Origin of the sequence: Acidovorax sp., from assembly GCF_027492855.1 — a bacterium.
Taxonomy (GTDB): Bacteria; Pseudomonadota; Gammaproteobacteria; order Burkholderiales; family Burkholderiaceae_C; genus Acidovorax.
In genome coordinates, this window is sequence record NZ_JAPUDY010000106.1 from 18,082 (window position 1) to 34,182 (window position 16,101).

17 protein-coding genes and 2 tRNA genes are annotated in these 16,101 nt (G+C 64.0%); 4 read left to right on the forward strand and 15 right to left on the reverse strand.

Going from position 1 to position 16,101, the window contains the following annotated elements:
• Positions 1–128: 128 nt before the first annotated feature.
• The 11 genes from Q0105_RS20725 to uvrB all read right to left on the reverse strand — a co-directional run bounded on the left by Q0105_RS20725 (position 129) and on the right by uvrB (position 9,216).
• Positions 129–203, reverse strand: a tRNA-Val gene (locus tag Q0105_RS20725).
• Positions 204–257: 54 nt separating this feature from the next.
• Positions 258–332: transfer RNA gene (locus Q0105_RS20730), tRNA-Val, on the reverse strand.
• Positions 333–369: 37 nt separating this feature from the next.
• Positions 370–1,083, reverse strand: coding sequence for a DNA polymerase III subunit epsilon (dnaQ, locus tag Q0105_RS20735; protein WP_298214680.1), 714 nt, complete (start codon positions 1,081–1,083; stop codon positions 370–372).
• Positions 1,084–1,169: 86 nt separating this feature from the next.
• Complete coding sequence (gene fdx / locus Q0105_RS20740; protein ID WP_298214682.1) at positions 1,170–1,508, reverse strand: ISC system 2Fe-2S type ferredoxin; 339 nt, start codon at positions 1,506–1,508, stop codon at positions 1,170–1,172.
• A 40-nt stretch (positions 1,509–1,548) separates the two neighbouring features.
• Complete coding sequence (gene hscA, locus Q0105_RS20745) at positions 1,549–3,420, reverse strand: Fe-S protein assembly chaperone HscA (protein ID WP_298214684.1); 1,872 nt, start codon at positions 3,418–3,420, stop codon at positions 1,549–1,551.
• Between the two features lie 71 nt (positions 3,421–3,491).
• Positions 3,492–4,010: a Fe-S protein assembly co-chaperone HscB gene (gene hscB, locus Q0105_RS20750; RefSeq protein ID WP_298214686.1), complete on the reverse strand. Its 519-nt coding sequence runs from the start codon at positions 4,008–4,010 to the stop codon at positions 3,492–3,494.
• Between the two features lie 210 nt (positions 4,011–4,220).
• Positions 4,221–4,544, reverse strand: a complete 324-nt coding sequence (gene iscA / locus Q0105_RS20755) for an iron-sulfur cluster assembly protein IscA (protein WP_063459049.1) — start codon at positions 4,542–4,544, stop codon at positions 4,221–4,223.
• Positions 4,545–4,557: 13 nt separating this feature from the next.
• Positions 4,558–4,962, reverse strand: a complete 405-nt coding sequence (iscU, locus tag Q0105_RS20760; protein WP_298214687.1) for a Fe-S cluster assembly scaffold IscU — start codon at positions 4,960–4,962, stop codon at positions 4,558–4,560.
• Positions 4,963–5,001: 39 nt separating this feature from the next.
• On the reverse strand, positions 5,002–6,222 hold the full coding sequence (locus tag Q0105_RS20765; RefSeq protein WP_298214688.1) for an IscS subfamily cysteine desulfurase: 1,221 nt from the start codon (positions 6,220–6,222) through the stop codon (positions 5,002–5,004).
• A 125-nt stretch (positions 6,223–6,347) separates the two neighbouring features.
• A complete protein-coding gene (gene iscR / locus Q0105_RS20770) occupies positions 6,348–6,884 on the reverse strand; it encodes a Fe-S cluster assembly transcriptional regulator IscR (RefSeq protein ID WP_298214689.1) in 537 nt (178 codons plus the stop codon).
• Positions 6,885–7,125: 241 nt separating this feature from the next.
• Positions 7,126–9,216, reverse strand: a complete 2,091-nt coding sequence (gene uvrB / locus Q0105_RS20775; RefSeq protein ID WP_298214690.1) for an excinuclease ABC subunit UvrB — start codon at positions 9,214–9,216, stop codon at positions 7,126–7,128.
• Positions 9,217–9,322: 106 nt separating this feature from the next.
• On the opposite strand from uvrB, the gene Q0105_RS20780 reads away from it, so the two are divergent.
• Both Q0105_RS20780 and Q0105_RS20785 read left to right on the forward strand, forming a co-directional pair.
• Positions 9,323–10,519: an amino acid aminotransferase gene (locus Q0105_RS20780; protein ID WP_298214691.1), complete on the forward strand. Its 1,197-nt coding sequence runs from the start codon at positions 9,323–9,325 to the stop codon at positions 10,517–10,519.
• Position 10,520: 1 nt separating this feature from the next.
• The gene (locus Q0105_RS20785; protein WP_298214692.1) at positions 10,521–11,138 is read left to right on the forward strand and encodes a nucleotidyltransferase family protein; all 618 of its coding nucleotides are present in this window, start codon (positions 10,521–10,523) and stop codon (positions 11,136–11,138) included.
• Between the two features lie 66 nt (positions 11,139–11,204).
• Here Q0105_RS20785 and ygiD read toward each other — a convergent pair whose 3' ends face one another.
• Positions 11,205–12,065 carry a 4,5-DOPA dioxygenase extradiol gene (gene ygiD, locus Q0105_RS20790; RefSeq protein WP_298214693.1) on the reverse strand — a complete coding sequence of 287 codons (861 nt, stop codon included), beginning with the start codon at positions 12,063–12,065 and terminating at the stop codon, positions 11,205–11,207.
• Between the two features lie 169 nt (positions 12,066–12,234).
• Between ygiD and Q0105_RS20795 the strand changes: the two genes are divergently transcribed.
• Positions 12,235–13,125 (forward strand): CoA transferase, encoded by an 891-nt coding sequence (locus Q0105_RS20795; protein ID WP_298214694.1) that lies wholly within the window; start codon positions 12,235–12,237, stop codon positions 13,123–13,125.
• Positions 13,126–13,151: 26 nt separating this feature from the next.
• Positions 13,152–13,487: a DUF1294 domain-containing protein gene (locus Q0105_RS20800; protein WP_298214695.1), complete on the forward strand. Its 336-nt coding sequence runs from the start codon at positions 13,152–13,154 to the stop codon at positions 13,485–13,487.
• A 116-nt stretch (positions 13,488–13,603) separates the two neighbouring features.
• Here the strand turns inward: Q0105_RS20800 and Q0105_RS20805 are convergent, their stop codons facing one another.
• From Q0105_RS20805 to Q0105_RS20815, 3 genes are all read right to left on the reverse strand, one after another.
• A complete protein-coding gene (locus tag Q0105_RS20805; protein ID WP_298214696.1) occupies positions 13,604–14,518 on the reverse strand; it encodes a DMT family transporter in 915 nt (304 codons plus the stop codon).
• A gap of 77 nt (positions 14,519–14,595) precedes the next feature.
• A complete protein-coding gene (locus tag Q0105_RS20810; protein WP_298214698.1) occupies positions 14,596–15,432 on the reverse strand; it encodes a helix-turn-helix transcriptional regulator in 837 nt (278 codons plus the stop codon).
• Between the two features lie 49 nt (positions 15,433–15,481).
• Positions 15,482–16,101 (reverse strand): DUF3362 domain-containing protein (locus Q0105_RS20815; RefSeq protein ID WP_298214700.1); only part of this gene is annotated, 620 nt, incomplete at its 5' end.

The following is a 16,101-nucleotide window of genomic DNA, read 5'->3' on the forward strand; positions in this document are numbered from 1 at the left end:
ACCAGGCCGCCACAGAAAATCAGCCCATCACTGTAGCGGCTTCACAAGGCACCGCCGCCGATTCATGCGCAGATGCGCAAGGCCATGAAAAAACCCCTGCAGACCAGAAATCTGCAGGGGTTTTGAATTGGTGGGTGATACATGGATCGAACATGTGACCCCTGCCGTGTGAAGGCAGTGCTCTACCGCTGAGCTAATCACCCGTCGCACACGCCTTAACAAAACCAAGGCCGCTGCGCGAAAGTCCGTCAAAAGCGTGGTGGGTGATACATGGATCGAACATGTGACCCCTGCCGTGTGAAGGCAGTGCTCTACCGCTGAGCTAATCACCCGTGTCGCTGTGACAGCCTTCGATTATGGCACAGCTTTTCAGGCCGGCTGAGATGTTCTCCAAATTGTTTTGCCGCCGCTGGCTTTGTCGATCTGCGTGAGCACCTCGGCGTGCGCCGCCTGCTCCTGCTCGCTGGCGCGCAGCACCGGCAGCGCCAGGCCGCGCAGATCGATGGCCGCCACTTTCGTGCCGTCGGCGCCATCCTGCGCATCGTCGGCGATAAGCAGCGCGTCCTGCCCGCGCGTGAGGTTGATGTACACATCGGCCAGCAGCTCCGCGTCCAGCAAAGCGCCGTGCAGAGTGCGGCCGGAGTTGTCCACGCCCAGCCGGTCGCACAGGGCATCGAGCGAATTGCGCTTGCCCGGATACATCTCCTTGGCCATGGCCAGCGTGTCGGTCACGCTCTCCACGTAGGTGCCAAAGGCCGGGCGGCCTGTCAGCTCCAGTTCCTTGTTCAGGAACCCCACGTCGAACGCGGCGTTGTGGATGATGATCTCTGCGCCCTGCAGGTACTGCACGATGTCGTCCACCACCTCGGCGAACTTGGGCTTGTCCTTCAGGAACTCGTTGCTGATGCCGTGCACCTTCAGCGCGTCTTCGTGGCTGTCGCGGCCTGGGTTGAAGTACAGGTGCAGGTTGTTGCCCGTGAGCTTGCGGTTGAGCAGCTCCACGCAGCCCAGCTCGATGATCCGGTCGCCGCCTTCGGCCGAGAGGCCGGTGGTTTCCGTGTCGAGAACGATCTGGCGGGTCATACGTGCCCCCACACTCGGCACATCGTGTCTTCGCTGGCCCCCAAGGGGGTGCGAGCTTGCTTGGGGCGGCCCGGCGCTGCGCTCATCTAGTGATTCTCCTTGGCGTGGTTGATCGTGTATTTGGGGATTTCCACGGTCACATCGGTCTGCGCCAGGATGGCCTGGCACGACAGGCGCGATTGTGGCTCCAGGCCCCAGGCACGGTCGAGCAGGTCTTCTTCCTCTTCTTCGGCCTCGTTGAGCGAACTCAGCCCCTCGCGCACGATGACATGGCAAGTGGTGCAAGCGCAGCTCATGTCGCAGGCGTGCTCGATGTTGATGTGATTGTCCAGCAATGCCTCGCAGATCGAGGTGCCTGCAGGCGCTGTGATTTCGGTGCCTGCGGGGCAGTATTCGGGATGGGGAAGGATTTTGATGACGGGCATGGGGAGTTTTTTCTTGTTAGAAGAGGTGCGTTCGGCGGGCTCAGAGGGTCTGCACGTTCTTGCCAGCCAGCGCCTGCTGGATGCCACGGTTCATGCGCTGGGCCGCAAAAGCTTCGGTGCCCTTGGCCAGGGCGTCGGTGGCGGCCTCGATGACGGCGGCATCATCGGCATCGCGTTGGTCGCGCAGGGCGACCATCAGCGCATCGATGGCGCTGCGCTCCTGCGCGCCCAGCACATCGCCATCCGCATCGAGCGCGCTTTGGGTGGCAATCAGCATGCGGTCGGCGTCCACGCGGGCTTCGACCACGGCGCGGGCTTTCATGTCCTGCGCGGCCGTGGCAAAGCCGTCCTGCAGCATGCGTGCGATCTGGTCGTCCGACAGGCCATACGACGGCTTCACATCAATGCGCGCCTCCACGCCGCTGCCCTGCTCCTTGGCGCCCACGCTCAAAAGGCCGTCGGCATCCACGGTGAAGGTCACACGGATGCGCGCCGCCCCTGCAGCCATGGGCGGGATGCCACGCAACTCGAAACGTGCGAGGCTGCGGCAGTCCTGCACCAAATCCCGCTCGCCCTGCACCACGTGGATCGCAAGGGCTGTCTGTCCGTCCTTGTAGGTAGTGAAGTCTTGCGCCTTGGCGGTGGGAATGGTCTCGTTGCGCGCCACGATGCGCTCCACCAGCCCACCCATGGTTTCGATGCCCAGCGACAGCGGAATCACGTCTAGCAGCAGCAGATCGCCCGCCGTGTTGTTGCCCGCGAGCTGGTTGGCCTGGATGGCGGCGCCCAGGGCCACCACCTCGTCAGGGTTGAGGTTGGTCAGGGGCGCCTTGCCAAAGAACTCGGCCACCGCGCGCTGCACCTGCGGCATGCGGGTAGAGCCGCCCACCATCACCACACCCTGCACGTCGTCGCGCGCCAGGTGGGCGTCGCGCAGCGCGCGGCGCACGGCAGCCATGGAGCGGGCCGTCAGCGCGGCCGTCACCGCCTCAAAATCCGAACGTTTAACGTCAAATTGGGCCTTAGCGCTTGATAGGCAAGCGCTAAATGCTACCAAATCAGTAGCAGTCAACGCCTCCTTGCAGGCACGGGCGGCCATGCGCACGGCCGATTTGTCGGCCGGGGTGGTCGCCTGCAAGCCCAACTGCTCCAGCACCCAGTCGGCCAGCGCAGCGTCGTAGTCGTCGCCACCCAGGGCCGAATCGCCGCCCGTTGCGATCACCTCGAACACGCCCTGCGTGAGGCGCAGGATGGAAATATCGAACGTGCCCCCGCCCAGGTCGTACACGGCGTAAACGCCTTCGCTGGCGTTGTCCAGGCCGTAGGCAATGGCCGCTGCCGTGGGCTCGTTGATGAGGCGTAGCAAGTGAATGCCCGCAAGCTTGGCTGCATCTTTGGTGGCCTGGCGCTGTGCGTCGTCGAAGTAGGCGGGCACGGTGATGACCGCGCCGTAGAGGTCGTCGTTGAAAGTGTCTTCGGCCCGGTAACGCAGCGTGGCCAGGATCTCGGCGCTGACTTCGACAGGCGACTTGTTGCCATCCACCGTGTCGATGCTGACCATGCCCTGCGCGCCCGCATCACTGGCGGGAACGAAGTCGTACGGCAGCTTGCCCGCCTCTGCCACATCCTTCAGGCCCCGGCCCATGAAGCGCTTGACCGAGGCGATGGTGTTGCGCGCGTCCTGGGTCTGCGCGGCCACGGCGTCATGGCCGATCTGGCGCCCGCCGTTTTCGAGGTAACGCACCACCGAGGGCAGCAGCACCCTGCCCTGTGCGTCGGGCAGGCATTCAGACACGCCGTTGCGCACGGCGGCAACCAGGGAATGGGTGGTGCCCAGGTCAATACCGACGGCGATGCGCCGCTGGTGTGGGTCGGGAGACTGGCCGGGTTCGGAAATCTGCAAAAGCGCCATGAAATTTCGAATCTCTACGTGGTGGAGCCCGCCATCACACAACCGGGCCCCAGGGGAAAAGCAAAACCGCTCTATTGTCCCAGTTGCTCTCGGCGACGCTCGATGTCGTCGGCAAATCGCGCAATGAACATGAGGGCTCTGACCTGGCGGGCCGCGCCCGCGTAGTCCTGTTGCTGGTCGATGAGCTGCCCGCATTGCGCCAGGGCGGCGCGGCGGGTTTGCTCAACGGTGTCATCCAACGCGTCGAGCTCGCTCTCGGCGCGGGCATCTTCGAGCGCCTCGCGCCACTCCATCTGCTGCATGAGGAAGGCGGCGGGCATGGCCGTGTTGTCCTCTGCACGAATGGGTGCACCGTGCAGCTCACACAGGTAGGCGGCGCGGCGCATCGGGTCTTTCAGGCGCTGGTAGGCCTCGTTGATGCGCACCGACCATTGCATCGCCACGCGCTGCGCGGCAGCGCCCTGCGCGGCGAACTTGTCGGGGTGGGCCTCGCGCTGCAGCTCTTTCCAGCGTGCGTCGATGGCGCTGCGCTCCTGCGCAAAGCGGCGCTCGAGGCCAAACAGTTCAAAGTCGTCTGATTGCAGGTTCATGCGCGGGGAAATGGGGGCAGGAATCCAAGAAAAAAACCGCCAGCACGGAGCGCGTTGGCGGTTTCACGGTGCGGCAGCTGCGGGCTCGCGGGCGCTAAAGAGCGGATAACAAAACCCAGCGAAGCGGTTCTGGCTAGGCGCTGCGTCGCAGGCAGTACGAGTAGTACGACAAGACGCGGCAACGACGCCAGAAGGGTTTTGTTAGCCGCTCTAAACGCGGAAGCTCTCCCCACAACCGCAGCGGTCACGCTCATTGGGGTTGTTGAACTTGAAGCCCTCGTTGAGGCCTTCGCGCACAAAATCGAGCTCGGTGCCGTCGATGTAGGCCAGGCTTTTCGGGTCGATCAACACTTTGACGCCGTGGTTTTCAAACACGATGTCCTCGGGCTCGCTGTCGTCCACGTATTCGAGCTTGTAGGCAAGCCCGGAGCAGCCGGTCGTCTTGACCCCCAGACGCACGCCCAGGCCCTTGCCTCGGCGGGCAAGGTAGCGGTTGACGTGCCGGGCAGCGGCTTCTGTCAGCGTGATGGCCATATCTCTCAGTCGCTCAGGCAGCAGCAGTTGCCGTGGCCGTGTGCTTGGTCTTGTAGTCGAGCACGGCGGCCTTGATGGCGTCTTCGGCCAGGATGGAGCAGTGGATCTTGACGGGCGGCAGGGCCAGCTCTTCGGCAATCTCGCTGTTCTTGAGGGCCGCCGCTTCGTCCAGCGTCTTGCCCTTGACCCACTCGGTCACCAGCGACGACGAGGCGATGGCCGAGCCGCAGCCGTAGGTCTTGAAACGCGCGTCTTCGATCACGCCCGTGGTGGGGTTCACCTTGATCTGCAGCTTCATCACGTCGCCACAGGCCGGAGCGCCCACCATGCCAGTGCCCACCGAATCGTCGCCCTTGTCGAACGAGCCGACGTTGCGGGGGTTTTCGTAATGGTCAACCACTTTTTCTGAGTAAGCCATGATGTGTACCTCTTCAATTCTTCAAAAATCTTCCGGGATTCAATGCGCAGCCCACTGGATGGTGCTGATGTCGATGCCGTCCTTGTACATCTCCCACAGCGGGCTCAGCTCGCGCAGGCGGGCCACGTTCTCGCGGATAGTGGCAATGGCGTAGTCGATTTCTTCTTCGGTCGTGAAGCGGCCAATGGTCATGCGCAGGCTGCTGTGGGCCAGCTCGTCGCTGCGGCCCAGGGCGCGCAGCACATAGCTGGGCTCCAGGCTGGCCGAGGTGCACGCCGAACCCGACGACACCGCCAGGCCCTTGATGCCCATGATGAGCGACTCGCCTTCGACGAAGTTGAAGCTCATGTTCAGGTTCTGCGGCACGCGGCGCTCCAGGCTGCCGTTGATATAGACCTGCTCGATGTCTTTCAGGCCATTGAGCAAGCGCTGCTGCAGCGCATGCGCCTTGGCGTTGCTTTCGGCCATTTCTTCCTTGGCGATGCGGAAAGCCTCGCCCATGCCCACGATCTGGTGCGTGGGCAAGGTGCCCGAGCGCATGCCACGCTCGTGGCCGCCGCCATGCATCTGGGCCTCCAGGCGCACGCGGGGCTTGCGGCGCACATACAGAGCGCCGATGCCCTTGGGGCCATAGGTCTTGTGGGCCGTCATGCTCATCAGATCGACGGGCAAGGTGGCCATGTCGATCGCCACCCGGCCGGTGGCCTGAGCACCATCGACATGGAAAAGAATGCCCTTTTCGCGGCACAGCGCGCCGATGGCGGGGATGTCCTGGATCACGCCGATCTCGTTGTTCACGAAGAGCACGCTAATGAGGATGGTGTCGGGGCGGATGGCGGCCTTCAAGGCGTCCATGTTGACCAGGCCGTCTTCCTGCACGTCGAGGTAGGTGACTTCAAAGCCCTGGCGCTCCAGCTCGCGCATGGTGTCGAGCACGGCCTTGTGTTCGGTCTTGAGCGTGATGAGGTGCTTGCCCTTGCCCTTGTAGAACTGCGCCGCGCCCTTCAAGGCGAGGTTGATGGACTCGGTGGCGCCGCTGGTCCAGACGATTTCGCGAGGGTCCGCGCCGATAAGGTCGGCCACCTGCACACGCGCCTTCTCGACGGCCTCTTCGGCCTCCCAGCCCCAGGCGTGGCTGCGCGACGCGGCATTGCCAAAATGCTCGCGCAGCCAGGGGATCATGGCGTCCACCACGCGCGGGTCCACCGGGGTGGTAGCGCCGTAGTCGAGATAGATGGGGAAGTGCGGGGTCATGTCCATGGCTGGCTCAGTAAAGGTATCTGGCTGGCAGATTTGCTTGCGAAAACTTGCAGGAAAAAGGTCAATATTCAAAGCAGACGTTCAGGGCCATGCCGACCCCAGGGCCGGCACCAGCATCTCCAGCGTCAGGACTTCGCGAAAACGTTGCCCAGGGCAAACACCGAATTGGGGGCGTTTACGCGGATGGGCTTGACCACAGGGGTCGTCGAGATGGCACGGCGCATCACGGGCTTGTCTTCAATCTGCACGCCCTTGGCGAGTTGCTCGTCCACCAGCTTTTGCAGCGTGACGGAATCCAGAAACTCCACCATGCGCTGGTTGAGCGACGCCCACAGCTCGTGCGTCATGCAGCGGCCAGCTTCGCCCAGGCAGTTTTCCTTGCCACCGCACTGCGTGGCGTCAATGGGCTCGTCCACCGACACAATGATGTCTGCCACGGTGATGTCAGCCGCCTTGCGGGCCAGGGTGTAGCCGCCACCGGGGCCACGGGTGGATTCCACCAGCTCATGGCGGCGCAGCTTGCCAAAGAGCTGCTCCAGGTAGGACAACGAAATCTGCTGGCGCTGGCTGATTGCGGCCAGCGTGACGGGGCCATTGTTCTGGCGCAGGGCCAGATCGATCATGGCGGTGACCGCAAACCGGCCTTTTGTGGTGAGACGCATTGCAAGCTCCTTGTGCTGAGGCTCGTTCGTTAAAGAAACTGCCTGCGCTGGCTAGTGGCCAACACCGGCACCGTCTCCGCCCCTTACTCCGCCCAGAAACCTGGCGCAGAGCCCTTCATCTATGGGCTTTGTTCTTGAGTGTTTTGTGCAAGTATAACACGAAACCCCACCAGATTTGTCGGATTTAAAAACCAACCAGTCGCAATTTGCCCAGCAATGTATTTTCTCGGTGCGCTCGACCTCAAAGTGCCGCCAAATCATCTCCATGTGCACCAAACGCCTGGTCCTTGAGCTTTGAAAGCTGGTCCCGCACACGGGCCGCCTGCTCGAACTCCAGGTTGCGTGCGTGCTCCAGCATGAGCTTTTCCAGGCGCTTGATCTCGCGCGCCACGTCTTTCTCGGACATGTCCTCCACCTTGGCCCGCTGCAAGGCCTCTTGCTCCAGCCGCTCGGCATCTTTGCCCGCTTTTTCGCTGTAAACGCCGTCAATCAGGTCTCTTACCCTCTTGACAATACTGCGCGGAGTAATGCCGTGTGCTTCGTTGTGCGCAATCTGCTTGATGCGGCGGCGTTCCGTCTCGCCCATGGCTTTTTTCATGGACTCGGTGACTCGGTCGGCATACAGGATGGCGCGACCGTTCAGGTTGCGTGCCGCGCGGCCAATGGTCTGGATCAGGCTGCGTTCGGCACGCAAAAAGCCCTCCTTGTCCGCGTCCAGGATCGCCACCAGCGACACCTCCGGGATATCCAACCCCTCGCGCAGCAGGTTGATACCCACCAGCACGTCGAACGCCCCCAGCCGCAGGTCGCGGATGATCTCCACACGCTCCACGGTGTCCACGTCACTGTGCAGGTAGCGCACTTTCACGCCGTTGTCGGTGAGATAGTCGGTCAACTGCTCGGCCATGCGTTTGGTGAGCGTGGTGATGAGCACACGTTCACGCTTTTCGACACGGATGCGGATCTCTTGCAGCACGTCGTCCACCTGGTGGGTGGCGGGGCGCACCTCCACCACCGGGTCCACCAGGCCGGTGGGGCGTACCACCTGGTCCACGATCTGGCCGGAATGCTGCTTTTCATAGTCGGCCGGGGTAGCTGTGACGAAGATCACCTGGCGCATGCGCTGCTCGAACTCCTCGAACTTGAGCGGGCGGTTGTCCAGCGCCGAGGGCAGCCGAAAGCCATACTCGACCAGCGTGGTTTTGCGCGAGCGGTCGCCGCTGTACATGGCGTTGAGCTGGCCGATCATCTGGTGGCTTTCATCCAGGAACATGATCGCGTCGCGCGGCATGTAGTCAGTGAGCGTGCTGGGCGGGTCGCCCGGCGCCGAGCCCGACAGGTGGCGCGTGTAGTTCTCGATGCCCTTGCAGTGCCCTACTTCGCTGAGCATCTCCAAGTCGAAGCGCGTGCGCTGCTCCAGCCGCTGGGCTTCCACCAGCTTGCCATCGGCCAGCAGTTGCTTGAGGCGCTCGGCCAGTTCGATCTTGATCGTTTCCACCGCCGCCAGCACCTTGTCGCGCGGCGTGACGTAGTGGCTGCTGGGGTACACGGTAAAACGTGGAATCTTCTGCTTGACACGGCCGGTGAGGGGGTCGAACAGCTGCAGGCTTTCCACCTCGTCGTCGAACAGCTCGATGCGAATGGCCAGCTCGGAATGCTCGGCCGGAAACACGTCGATGGTGTCGCCACGCACGCGGAACTTGCCGCGCGAAAAATCGGCCTCGTTGCGCTGGTACTGCATGCGAATCAGTTGGGCGATCACGTCGCGCTGGCCCAGCTTGTCGCCGGTGCGCAGCGTCATCACCATGCGGTGGTAGCTCTCGGGCTCGCCAATGCCGTAGATGGCTGACACAGTGGCCACGATGACCACGTCCTTGCGCTCCATCAGGCTCTTGGTGCACGAGAGGCGCATCTGCTCGATGTGCTCATTGATCGCCGAGTCCTTCTCGATGAACAAATCGCGCTGCGGCACATAAGCCTCGGGCTGGTAGTAATCGTAGTAACTCACGAAATACTCGACAGCGTTCTTGGGGAAGAACTCGCGGAATTCGCTGTAGAGCTGCGCGGCCAGCGTCTTGTTGGGCGCAAACACGATGGCCGGGCGGCCCATGCGGGCGATCACGTTGGCCATGGTGAAGGTCTTGCCCGAACCCGTTACCCCGAGCAGGGTCTGGAAGGTTTCGCCGTCATTAAAGCCCTCCACCAGCTTGTCGATCGCCTCGGGCTGGTCGCCCGCCGGTGGGTAGGGTTGGAACAGCTCGAAGGGGGAGTCAGGGAAATGGACGAACTCGCCGTCTGGCTTTTCAGTGATGACTTCGGTGATATCCGGCATGGGGTGTGGTCAACGGGTCGGGTGGGCGGGCCGTTAAAATCGGCGGAACCCGGCACAGTACACCACGCCCGGAATCTTCGCTACTGACAACCTTTCAAGGATTTTCATGTCTCTGTTCACCGCCGTCGAAATGGCCCCCCGCGACCCGATCCTGGGCCTCAACGAGCAATTCAACGCCGATACCAACCCCAACAAGGTCAACCTGGGCGTCGGCGTTTATTTCGACGACAACGGCAAGCTGCCCCTGCTGCAATGTGTGCAGGCCGCAGAAAAGACCATGATGTCCACCCCCACCGCCCGTGGCTACCTGCCCATCGACGGCATCGTGGCCTATGACAACGCCGTCAAAAGCCTGGTGTTCGGTGCCGACAGCGAACCCGTCCAATCCGGCCGCGTGGCCACCGTGCAGGCCATCGGCGGCACCGGCGGCCTCAAGATTGGTGCCGACTTCCTGAAAAAGGTCAGCCCTAGCGCCAAGGTGCTGATCTCCGACCCGAGCTGGGAAAACCACCGCGCGCTGTTCACCAACGCCGGTTTTGAAGTCGATACCTACGCCTACTACGACGCCGACAAGCGCGGCGTGAACTTCGAAGGCTTTCTGGCCAGCCTGAACGCAGCCGCCCCCGGCACCATCGTTGTGCTGCACGCCTGCTGCCACAACCCCACCGGCTACGACATCACCGCAGCCCAGTGGGACCAGGTCATCGCCGCCGTCAAGGCCAAGGGCCTGACGCCCTTCCTCGACATGGCCTACCAGGGCTTCGGCCACGGCATCGCCGAAGACGGCGCCGTGATCGGCAAGTTCGTGGCCGCTGGCCTGAACTTCTTTGTCTCCACCTCGTTCTCCAAGAGCTTCAGCCTGTACGGCGAGCGCGTGGGCGGCCTGTCGGTGCTGTGCGCCGACAAGGAAGAAGCTGGCCGCGTGCTGAGCCAGCTCAAGATCGTGATCCGCACCAACTACTCCAACCCACCCATCCATGGTGGTGCGGTGGTGGCAGCCGTGCTGAACAACCCCGAGTTGCGCGCGATGTGGGAGAAGGAGCTGGCCGAAATGCGCGTGCGCATCAAGGCCATGCGCCAGAAGCTGGTCGATGGCCTCAAGGCCGCTGGCGTGAAGCAAGACATGAGCTTCATCACCACCCAGATCGGCATGTTCAGCTACTCGGGCCTGTCCAAGGACCAGATGGTGCGCCTGCGCAATGAGTTCGGCGTGTACGGCACCGACACGGGCCGCATGTGCGTGGCTGCTTTGAATAGCAAAAACATCGACTACGTCTGCCAATCTATCGCCAAGGTGGTCTGAGTTGGATCCTGAAGCGGCGCTCACGCGCCGCTTTGTGAGCGAAACGCTCCAGAACCCGCACAACGCGGCCCTTCTGGAGCGTTTGCCGTTTCTGGGTCTGCCCGATGTATGGCTGGTAGCGGGCTGCCTGTTCCAGACGGTGTGGAACCTGCACTCCGGCCTGGAACCCACGGCGAACATCAAGGACTACGACCTGTTCTATTTCGATGCCTCGGACCTGTCCGAGTCCGCGGAGCAGGCCGTGCAAGCCCGTGTCACCGCCCTTTTCGCCGACCTGCCCATCACCGTGGAAGCCAAGAACCAGGCCCGCGTGCACCTTTGGTATGAGCAGTGGTTCGGCTACCCCTACGAAGCGCTGCAGTCTGCCCGCCACGGTATTGAGCGGTTCTTGGTGCCCTGCACCTGCGTGGGCCTGCAACCCAGCACAACGACGGCGGCGGCCGAGCCTGGTTTGTATGCGCCGTATGGCCTCAAGGAGCTGTATGGCGGCATCCTGCGGCCCAACCCACAGTGCCCACACCTGCCACTGTTCGAGGCCAAGGCGCGCAGTTACCGCAAGCGCTGGCCTTGGCTCACGATCCAAGACATGGCGGCCAGCGCCGTCTCTTCAAAAGTTTAAGTCTTTTTGGCGTCTAGCGCTTATTCAATAAGCACTAGCAGCTATAAAAAACAGAGCAACCGGCGATCAACCCCACAACACCGACCGCATCGAAATCGATGCGGACTGGTAGCCGGTGTTGAAGAAACGTGGCATCTCGCTGGCCCCCGCCGCGCCTGCCGCGTAAAGCAAAGGCAGGTAGTGCTCGTAGGTGGGGTGCGCCTGCTGCGCCACTGCGCCCAGTTTTTGAAAGTCTTGCAGGGCGCCCAGTTGGCCGTTCTTGATCTGGTCTTGCACCACGGTATCGAATTCGGTGGCCCAGTCATACGCCTCGCTGGCCGCCGTGCCCCGGCGCGTGGCGCGCAGGTTGTGCACGATGTTGCCGCTGCCCACGATCAACACGCCCCGCTCGCGCAACGCCTGAAGCTGCTGGCCCAGCGCATAGTGCTCGGCAGGGGCGCGGCTGTAGTCCATGCTCAGTTGCAGCACGGGGATATGGGCCTGGGGAAACATGGGCTTGAGCACCGACCAGGTGCCATGGTCCAGCCCCCACTCGCCCTCATCCACACCCAGCGCAGCACCTGTAGCAGGGGATTTCAGCTCTTTGGCCAGGCTGCGCGCCACGGCCGGGGCACCCGGCGCGGGGTACTGCTGGTCGAACAGCGCCTGCGGAAAACCACCAAAGTCGTGAATCGTCTTGGGCTGCGCCATGCCCGTGATCTGCCAGCCACCGCGCGTGAGCCAATGGGCCGACACGCACAAAATAAGCTGCGGCTGCACCGCACGCGCCAGCAGCTCGGTGCCCATGGCCTGCCAACTGCGGCGCCAGGCGTTGTCCTCGATCGCATTCATGGGGCTGCCATGGCCCACAAACAGCACGGGCATGCGCGGCGAGGGCTTGAGCGCCTGCAGCGCGGGCAAAGCGGCGGCATTGCTCAGAGAGGCCATGGAGAAAGCTCCCGGAAAAGCGGCCAGCCCCGCCAGGGCGGCCAAAGAAGTTCTGCGTTGCATGGATCTGGGAGCGTATCAACAAATTATGTATAACGCAGGGAGTGAGCCCGCACGCTGGTTGAAGTTCCAGCGGTGGGCCCTTTGAATACCTGCCCTGCCCTCGCCCATGACCTCTTCCTCCCCCCAACCGCTGCGCAACACCCGCGTCCTGAGCCTCGCCCTCAACCTGCCCGGCCCCGCCGCCCTGATGCGCTGCGCGCGCATGGGCGCCGAGTGCACCAAGCTCGAACCGCCGCCTGCGCCCGGCATGCCCAGCGCCGACCCCATGGGCATCTACAGCCCTGCCGCCTACACCACGCTGCATGCGGGCGTGCGCGTGGTGCATGCCCACCTCAAGACCGCCGAAGGCCAGGCCACGCTGCACGAAGAACTGGCCCGCACCGATGTGCTGATCACCTCGTTCCGCCCCTCGGCGCTCGCCAAACTGGGCCTCGCCTGGGATGCCCTGCAATCCAGATACCCGCGCCTGTCCCTGGTGCGTATCGTGGGCGCGGCGGCCGAGCGCGCCGAGGAGCCCGGCCACGACCTCACCTACCTGGCCGACGCAGGCCTGGTGACAGGCACCGACATGCCCCCCACGCTCTACGCCGACATGGGCGGCGCCCTGATGGCCAGCGAGGCCGTGCTGCAAGCCCTGCTGGAGCGCGCCCACACCGGCAGCGGCGTCTGCATCGAAGTGGCATTGGCCGACGCCGCCGCCTGGCTGGCCCAACCACGCGACTGGGGCCTGACCACGCCCGATGGCGACGTGGGCGGCAATCACGCGGGCTACCGCATCTACCCCTGCGCCGACGGCCGCGTGGCCGTGGCCGCGCTGGAACCCCACTTTGCCGCCAGCCTGTGCGCCGCCGCAGGCCTGCCCGCCACGGGCGACCCAAAGGTATTGCGCGCCCCGGCCACCCACGACGCCGTGGCCGCCTTTTTGCGCACGCAGACACGGACGCAGCTGGATGCGCTGGCGGTGGCGCAGGACATTCCGCTGCACACGCTGGCCTGAGCACTGTTGCTGTTCGCCGTCTGGCAATGTGGCTGCTGATACTGGGTTGGACCGCCCTGCTGGCTTGGGCCGTGTGGGCTGGCCAGTTCCCGTGGTGGGTGCCGGGCGCCGCCGCGGCCCTCAATCTGCTCACCTTTGTGGTCTATGCCATCGACAAAAGAGCCGCCCAAAACGGCCAGTGGCGCACCAAGGAAAGCCACCTGCACCTGCTGAGCCTTACAGGCGGCTGGCCGGGCGCGTGGTGTGCCCAGCAATGGCTGCGGCACAAATCCCGCAAGGCGGAGTTTCGCGCGGTGTATTGGGTGACTGTGGTGCTGAATTGCGCAGCGCTCACGGCCTGGCTCAGCGGCTGGCTGCGGTAGCAAAGACTTCAATTTTGATAGCTGCTCGCGCTTTATGGATAAGCGCTAGCGTCGTTTTTCTCATCATTTCTGAACGCTGACGGCTTTGCTGCTGAGCAAGGGTTCGTAAATACGCCTTAAGTAGCGCCAATGCGGTTCTTGTCTGCCCGCCTCTTTGGCACGAAAGCACCGCTGGCCAGAACCACGCCAGGCACCACCAACGCCAGCGCGGCCCAGGCACTGCGGTCCGGCATTTCTCCAAGCAGCCAGGCCGCACCCAGCGCTGTGAACACCGGCACCAGCGCGGCCGACAACGCCGCACGGGCCGCGCCCAACCGGGCAATCGCAATGGCATAGACCACCAGGCCCAACACACCGGCCATCACCCCTTGCCCCAGCGTCTGGAGGACCAGGTCAGCCCAAGGGGCGGAGATAAGGCGCGGTGCGCCCCACACCACAATCACCGGCAGCAGCACCACGGTAGAACCCAGATTCACCAGGGCGGCCCCTTGCCAGGGCGACAGGCCGCTGCTGCGAAACGCCAGCGTGTAGATCGCCCATAGAACCGCCGCCAGCACGAACAGCAGATCACCCCGCCATGCAGCCAAGCCGTCGCGCCACCCCCCAAGGCCCAGAGCAACCACACCCAGCACCATCAACAACAGGCCGAGCACCCGCACACGCCCCAGTGTCTCGCGCTGCACCATCCAGCCGCCAAGCACCACGAACAGCGGCATGCAGCCCGCCATGAAGATACCCATGTGCGCCGCAGGCGCCCACCGCGCACCCGCCAGCACCACCAGGCCAAACGGTAGCCCGCCACAGAGCACCAGCAAAACCAGTCTCCCCTTGGACAAGGCGGTGGGCCAAGATCCGCGTCGGCACCACAGCGGTGCCAGCAACAGCGCCGGAACTCCGTAGCGCAGCACAGCCAACTCCACTGGCCCGAGCGATGTGGTCACACCGTGGCGCGAGACGATCTGCCAGCCGCTGGCAATCAGCGCCACGGCCAGTGCCGCCAGCACACCAATGACCAGGCTACGGGCACGCAACACATCATGGGAAGAAGAAACAACAGGTGGCGAAGAAGTCATCGCCCAAGTCTGGCGCCCGCCAGCCGGGCAGGCTATCAAATTCCTGCGCTGTGGCCCTGCAGCACAGACCGCGCCTGCGCCAGCGTCACGCCCACCTCGCGGCGAAAAACGCTACCCAGGTGGCTCTGGCTGCTGTACCCCAGGTCATGCGCCAGTGCCGCCAGATCCGACTCACCAGCGTCCAGGCGCTGCAGGGTCGCGGCCATCCGCAGGCTCTGGCGGTATCCGTGCAGGCCCAGGCCCAAATGCCGCCGAAACAGGTGTGCAAGGTGAAACGCCGAGCACCCGGCCGCATCGGCCACATCGTGCAGCGACCACGGCTCACCATCTGCGGCAGCCACCCGTTGGGCCATGAAGCGCCGCGCGTGCACCAGCAGCGGCAACGCCCTGCCACTGGCGCCCCGTATCACGGCGCAATCCTGCGCGGCAGCACCCGGCTCCAGCCCGGTCTGCAGCACATCCGACGCCGTGCGCCAGCCAGGCATTGGGCGCCCATCGGCCAGAGCCCGCCAGTGCATACGCAGGCGCCACAGCGCGCGCGGCGTGAACGTGCGGACCTGGAGCGACGGGTTCTGGCAGGCGAGCGGCACGGGCCTGCCTTCCTGCTCACTGACCACAATGCTGCTCTGCTCCGTGGGTTGCAAGGGCTTCATCCGGTACGCCAGCCCCTGCGGCAGGCCCAGTGCCGTGAGGCCATCAAGCAGCACGACCTGCCCCGCCATCTGGAATTCAGAGACCCCATTCAGCGGCAATACCCAGCGCCCGGAGGCTGCTGCGTAGGGCGGGCTCCATTGCACGGGGCTCGCATGCTTGAGCACCCGTTCGATTTTCCATGCAGGGGCGGCGTGCAGCAGGGTGCGTTGCTGGGGCATGGTGGAAAAAATCCAAGCTCGGCGCAACAGCTGCCCGGCGCGACTGCGGCTAGCGGGCCTTCTTGAAAGGTTTGCCGCTCTTGCCGTTGCCCGCAGTGCCAGCGGCCCCGCCCGTCACACGCGGCGGCAGGCCCGTGTGCTGGGTCAGGATGCGGCCCTTGGTGGGCTGCTGCACGCTGCGCGGCGCGGGTGCCGCAGCGGGCTTGGCGCCCGTGGGCGTCGAATTTTTACGCCGCGCGCTCTGATACCCACCGTCCGTCAGCGGCTGGAAGGTGGGGATCAAATGGTGCTTGCCGTTGCCGATGAGGTCGGCACGCCCCATAGCCTTGAGTGCATCGCGCAGCAGCGGCCAGTTGTTCGGGTCGTGGTAGCGCAAAAAGGCCTTGTGCAGGCGGCGGCGTTTTTCGCCGCGCACGATGTCCACGGATTCTTCATCCACGTCGCGCATCTGGCGGCGCACCTTGGTGAGCGTGTTGCGGCCGCTGTGGTACATGGCCGTGGCGGTGGCCATGGGGCTGGGGTAGAAGGTTTGCACCTGGTCGGCGCGAAAACCGTTCTTTTTCAGCCAGATGGCGAGGTTCATCATGTCCTCGTCGCTGGTGCCGGGGTGCGCAGCGATGAAGTACGGGATCAGGAACTGCTTCTTGCCCGCCTCTTCGCTGAACTTCT

Bases quoted from the DNA above. Each gene is read 5' to 3' on its own strand.
- dnaQ (WP_298214680.1), bottom strand. From the start codon at position 1,083: ATGACCCGCCAGATCGTTCTCGACACGGAAACCACCGGCCTCTCGGCC.
- fdx (WP_298214682.1), bottom strand. From the start codon at position 1,508: ATGCCCGTCATCAAAATCCTTCCCCATCCCGAATACTGCCCCGCAGGC.
- hscA (WP_298214684.1), bottom strand. From the start codon at position 3,420: ATGGCGCTTTTGCAGATTTCCGAACCCGGCCAGTCTCCCGACCCACAC.
- hscB (WP_298214686.1), bottom strand. From the start codon at position 4,010: ATGAACCTGCAATCAGACGACTTTGAACTGTTTGGCCTCGAGCGCCGC.
- iscA (WP_063459049.1), bottom strand. From the start codon at position 4,544: ATGGCCATCACGCTGACAGAAGCCGCTGCCCGGCACGTCAACCGCTAC.
- iscU (WP_298214687.1), bottom strand. From the start codon at position 4,962: ATGGCTTACTCAGAAAAAGTGGTTGACCATTACGAAAACCCCCGCAAC.
- Q0105_RS20765 (WP_298214688.1), bottom strand. From the start codon at position 6,222: ATGGACATGACCCCGCACTTCCCCATCTATCTCGACTACGGCGCTACC.
- iscR (WP_298214689.1), bottom strand. From the start codon at position 6,884: ATGCGTCTCACCACAAAAGGCCGGTTTGCGGTCACCGCCATGATCGAT.
- uvrB (WP_298214690.1), bottom strand. From the start codon at position 9,216: ATGCCGGATATCACCGAAGTCATCACTGAAAAGCCAGACGGCGAGTTC.
- Q0105_RS20780 (WP_298214691.1), top strand. From the start codon at position 9,323: ATGTCTCTGTTCACCGCCGTCGAAATGGCCCCCCGCGACCCGATCCTG.
- ygiD (WP_298214693.1), bottom strand. From the start codon at position 12,065: ATGGCCTCTCTGAGCAATGCCGCCGCTTTGCCCGCGCTGCAGGCGCTC.
- Q0105_RS20795 (WP_298214694.1), top strand. From the start codon at position 12,235: ATGACCTCTTCCTCCCCCCAACCGCTGCGCAACACCCGCGTCCTGAGC.
- Q0105_RS20800 (WP_298214695.1), top strand. From the start codon at position 13,152: ATGTGGCTGCTGATACTGGGTTGGACCGCCCTGCTGGCTTGGGCCGTG.
- Q0105_RS20810 (WP_298214698.1), bottom strand. From the start codon at position 15,432: ATGCCCCAGCAACGCACCCTGCTGCACGCCGCCCCTGCATGGAAAATC.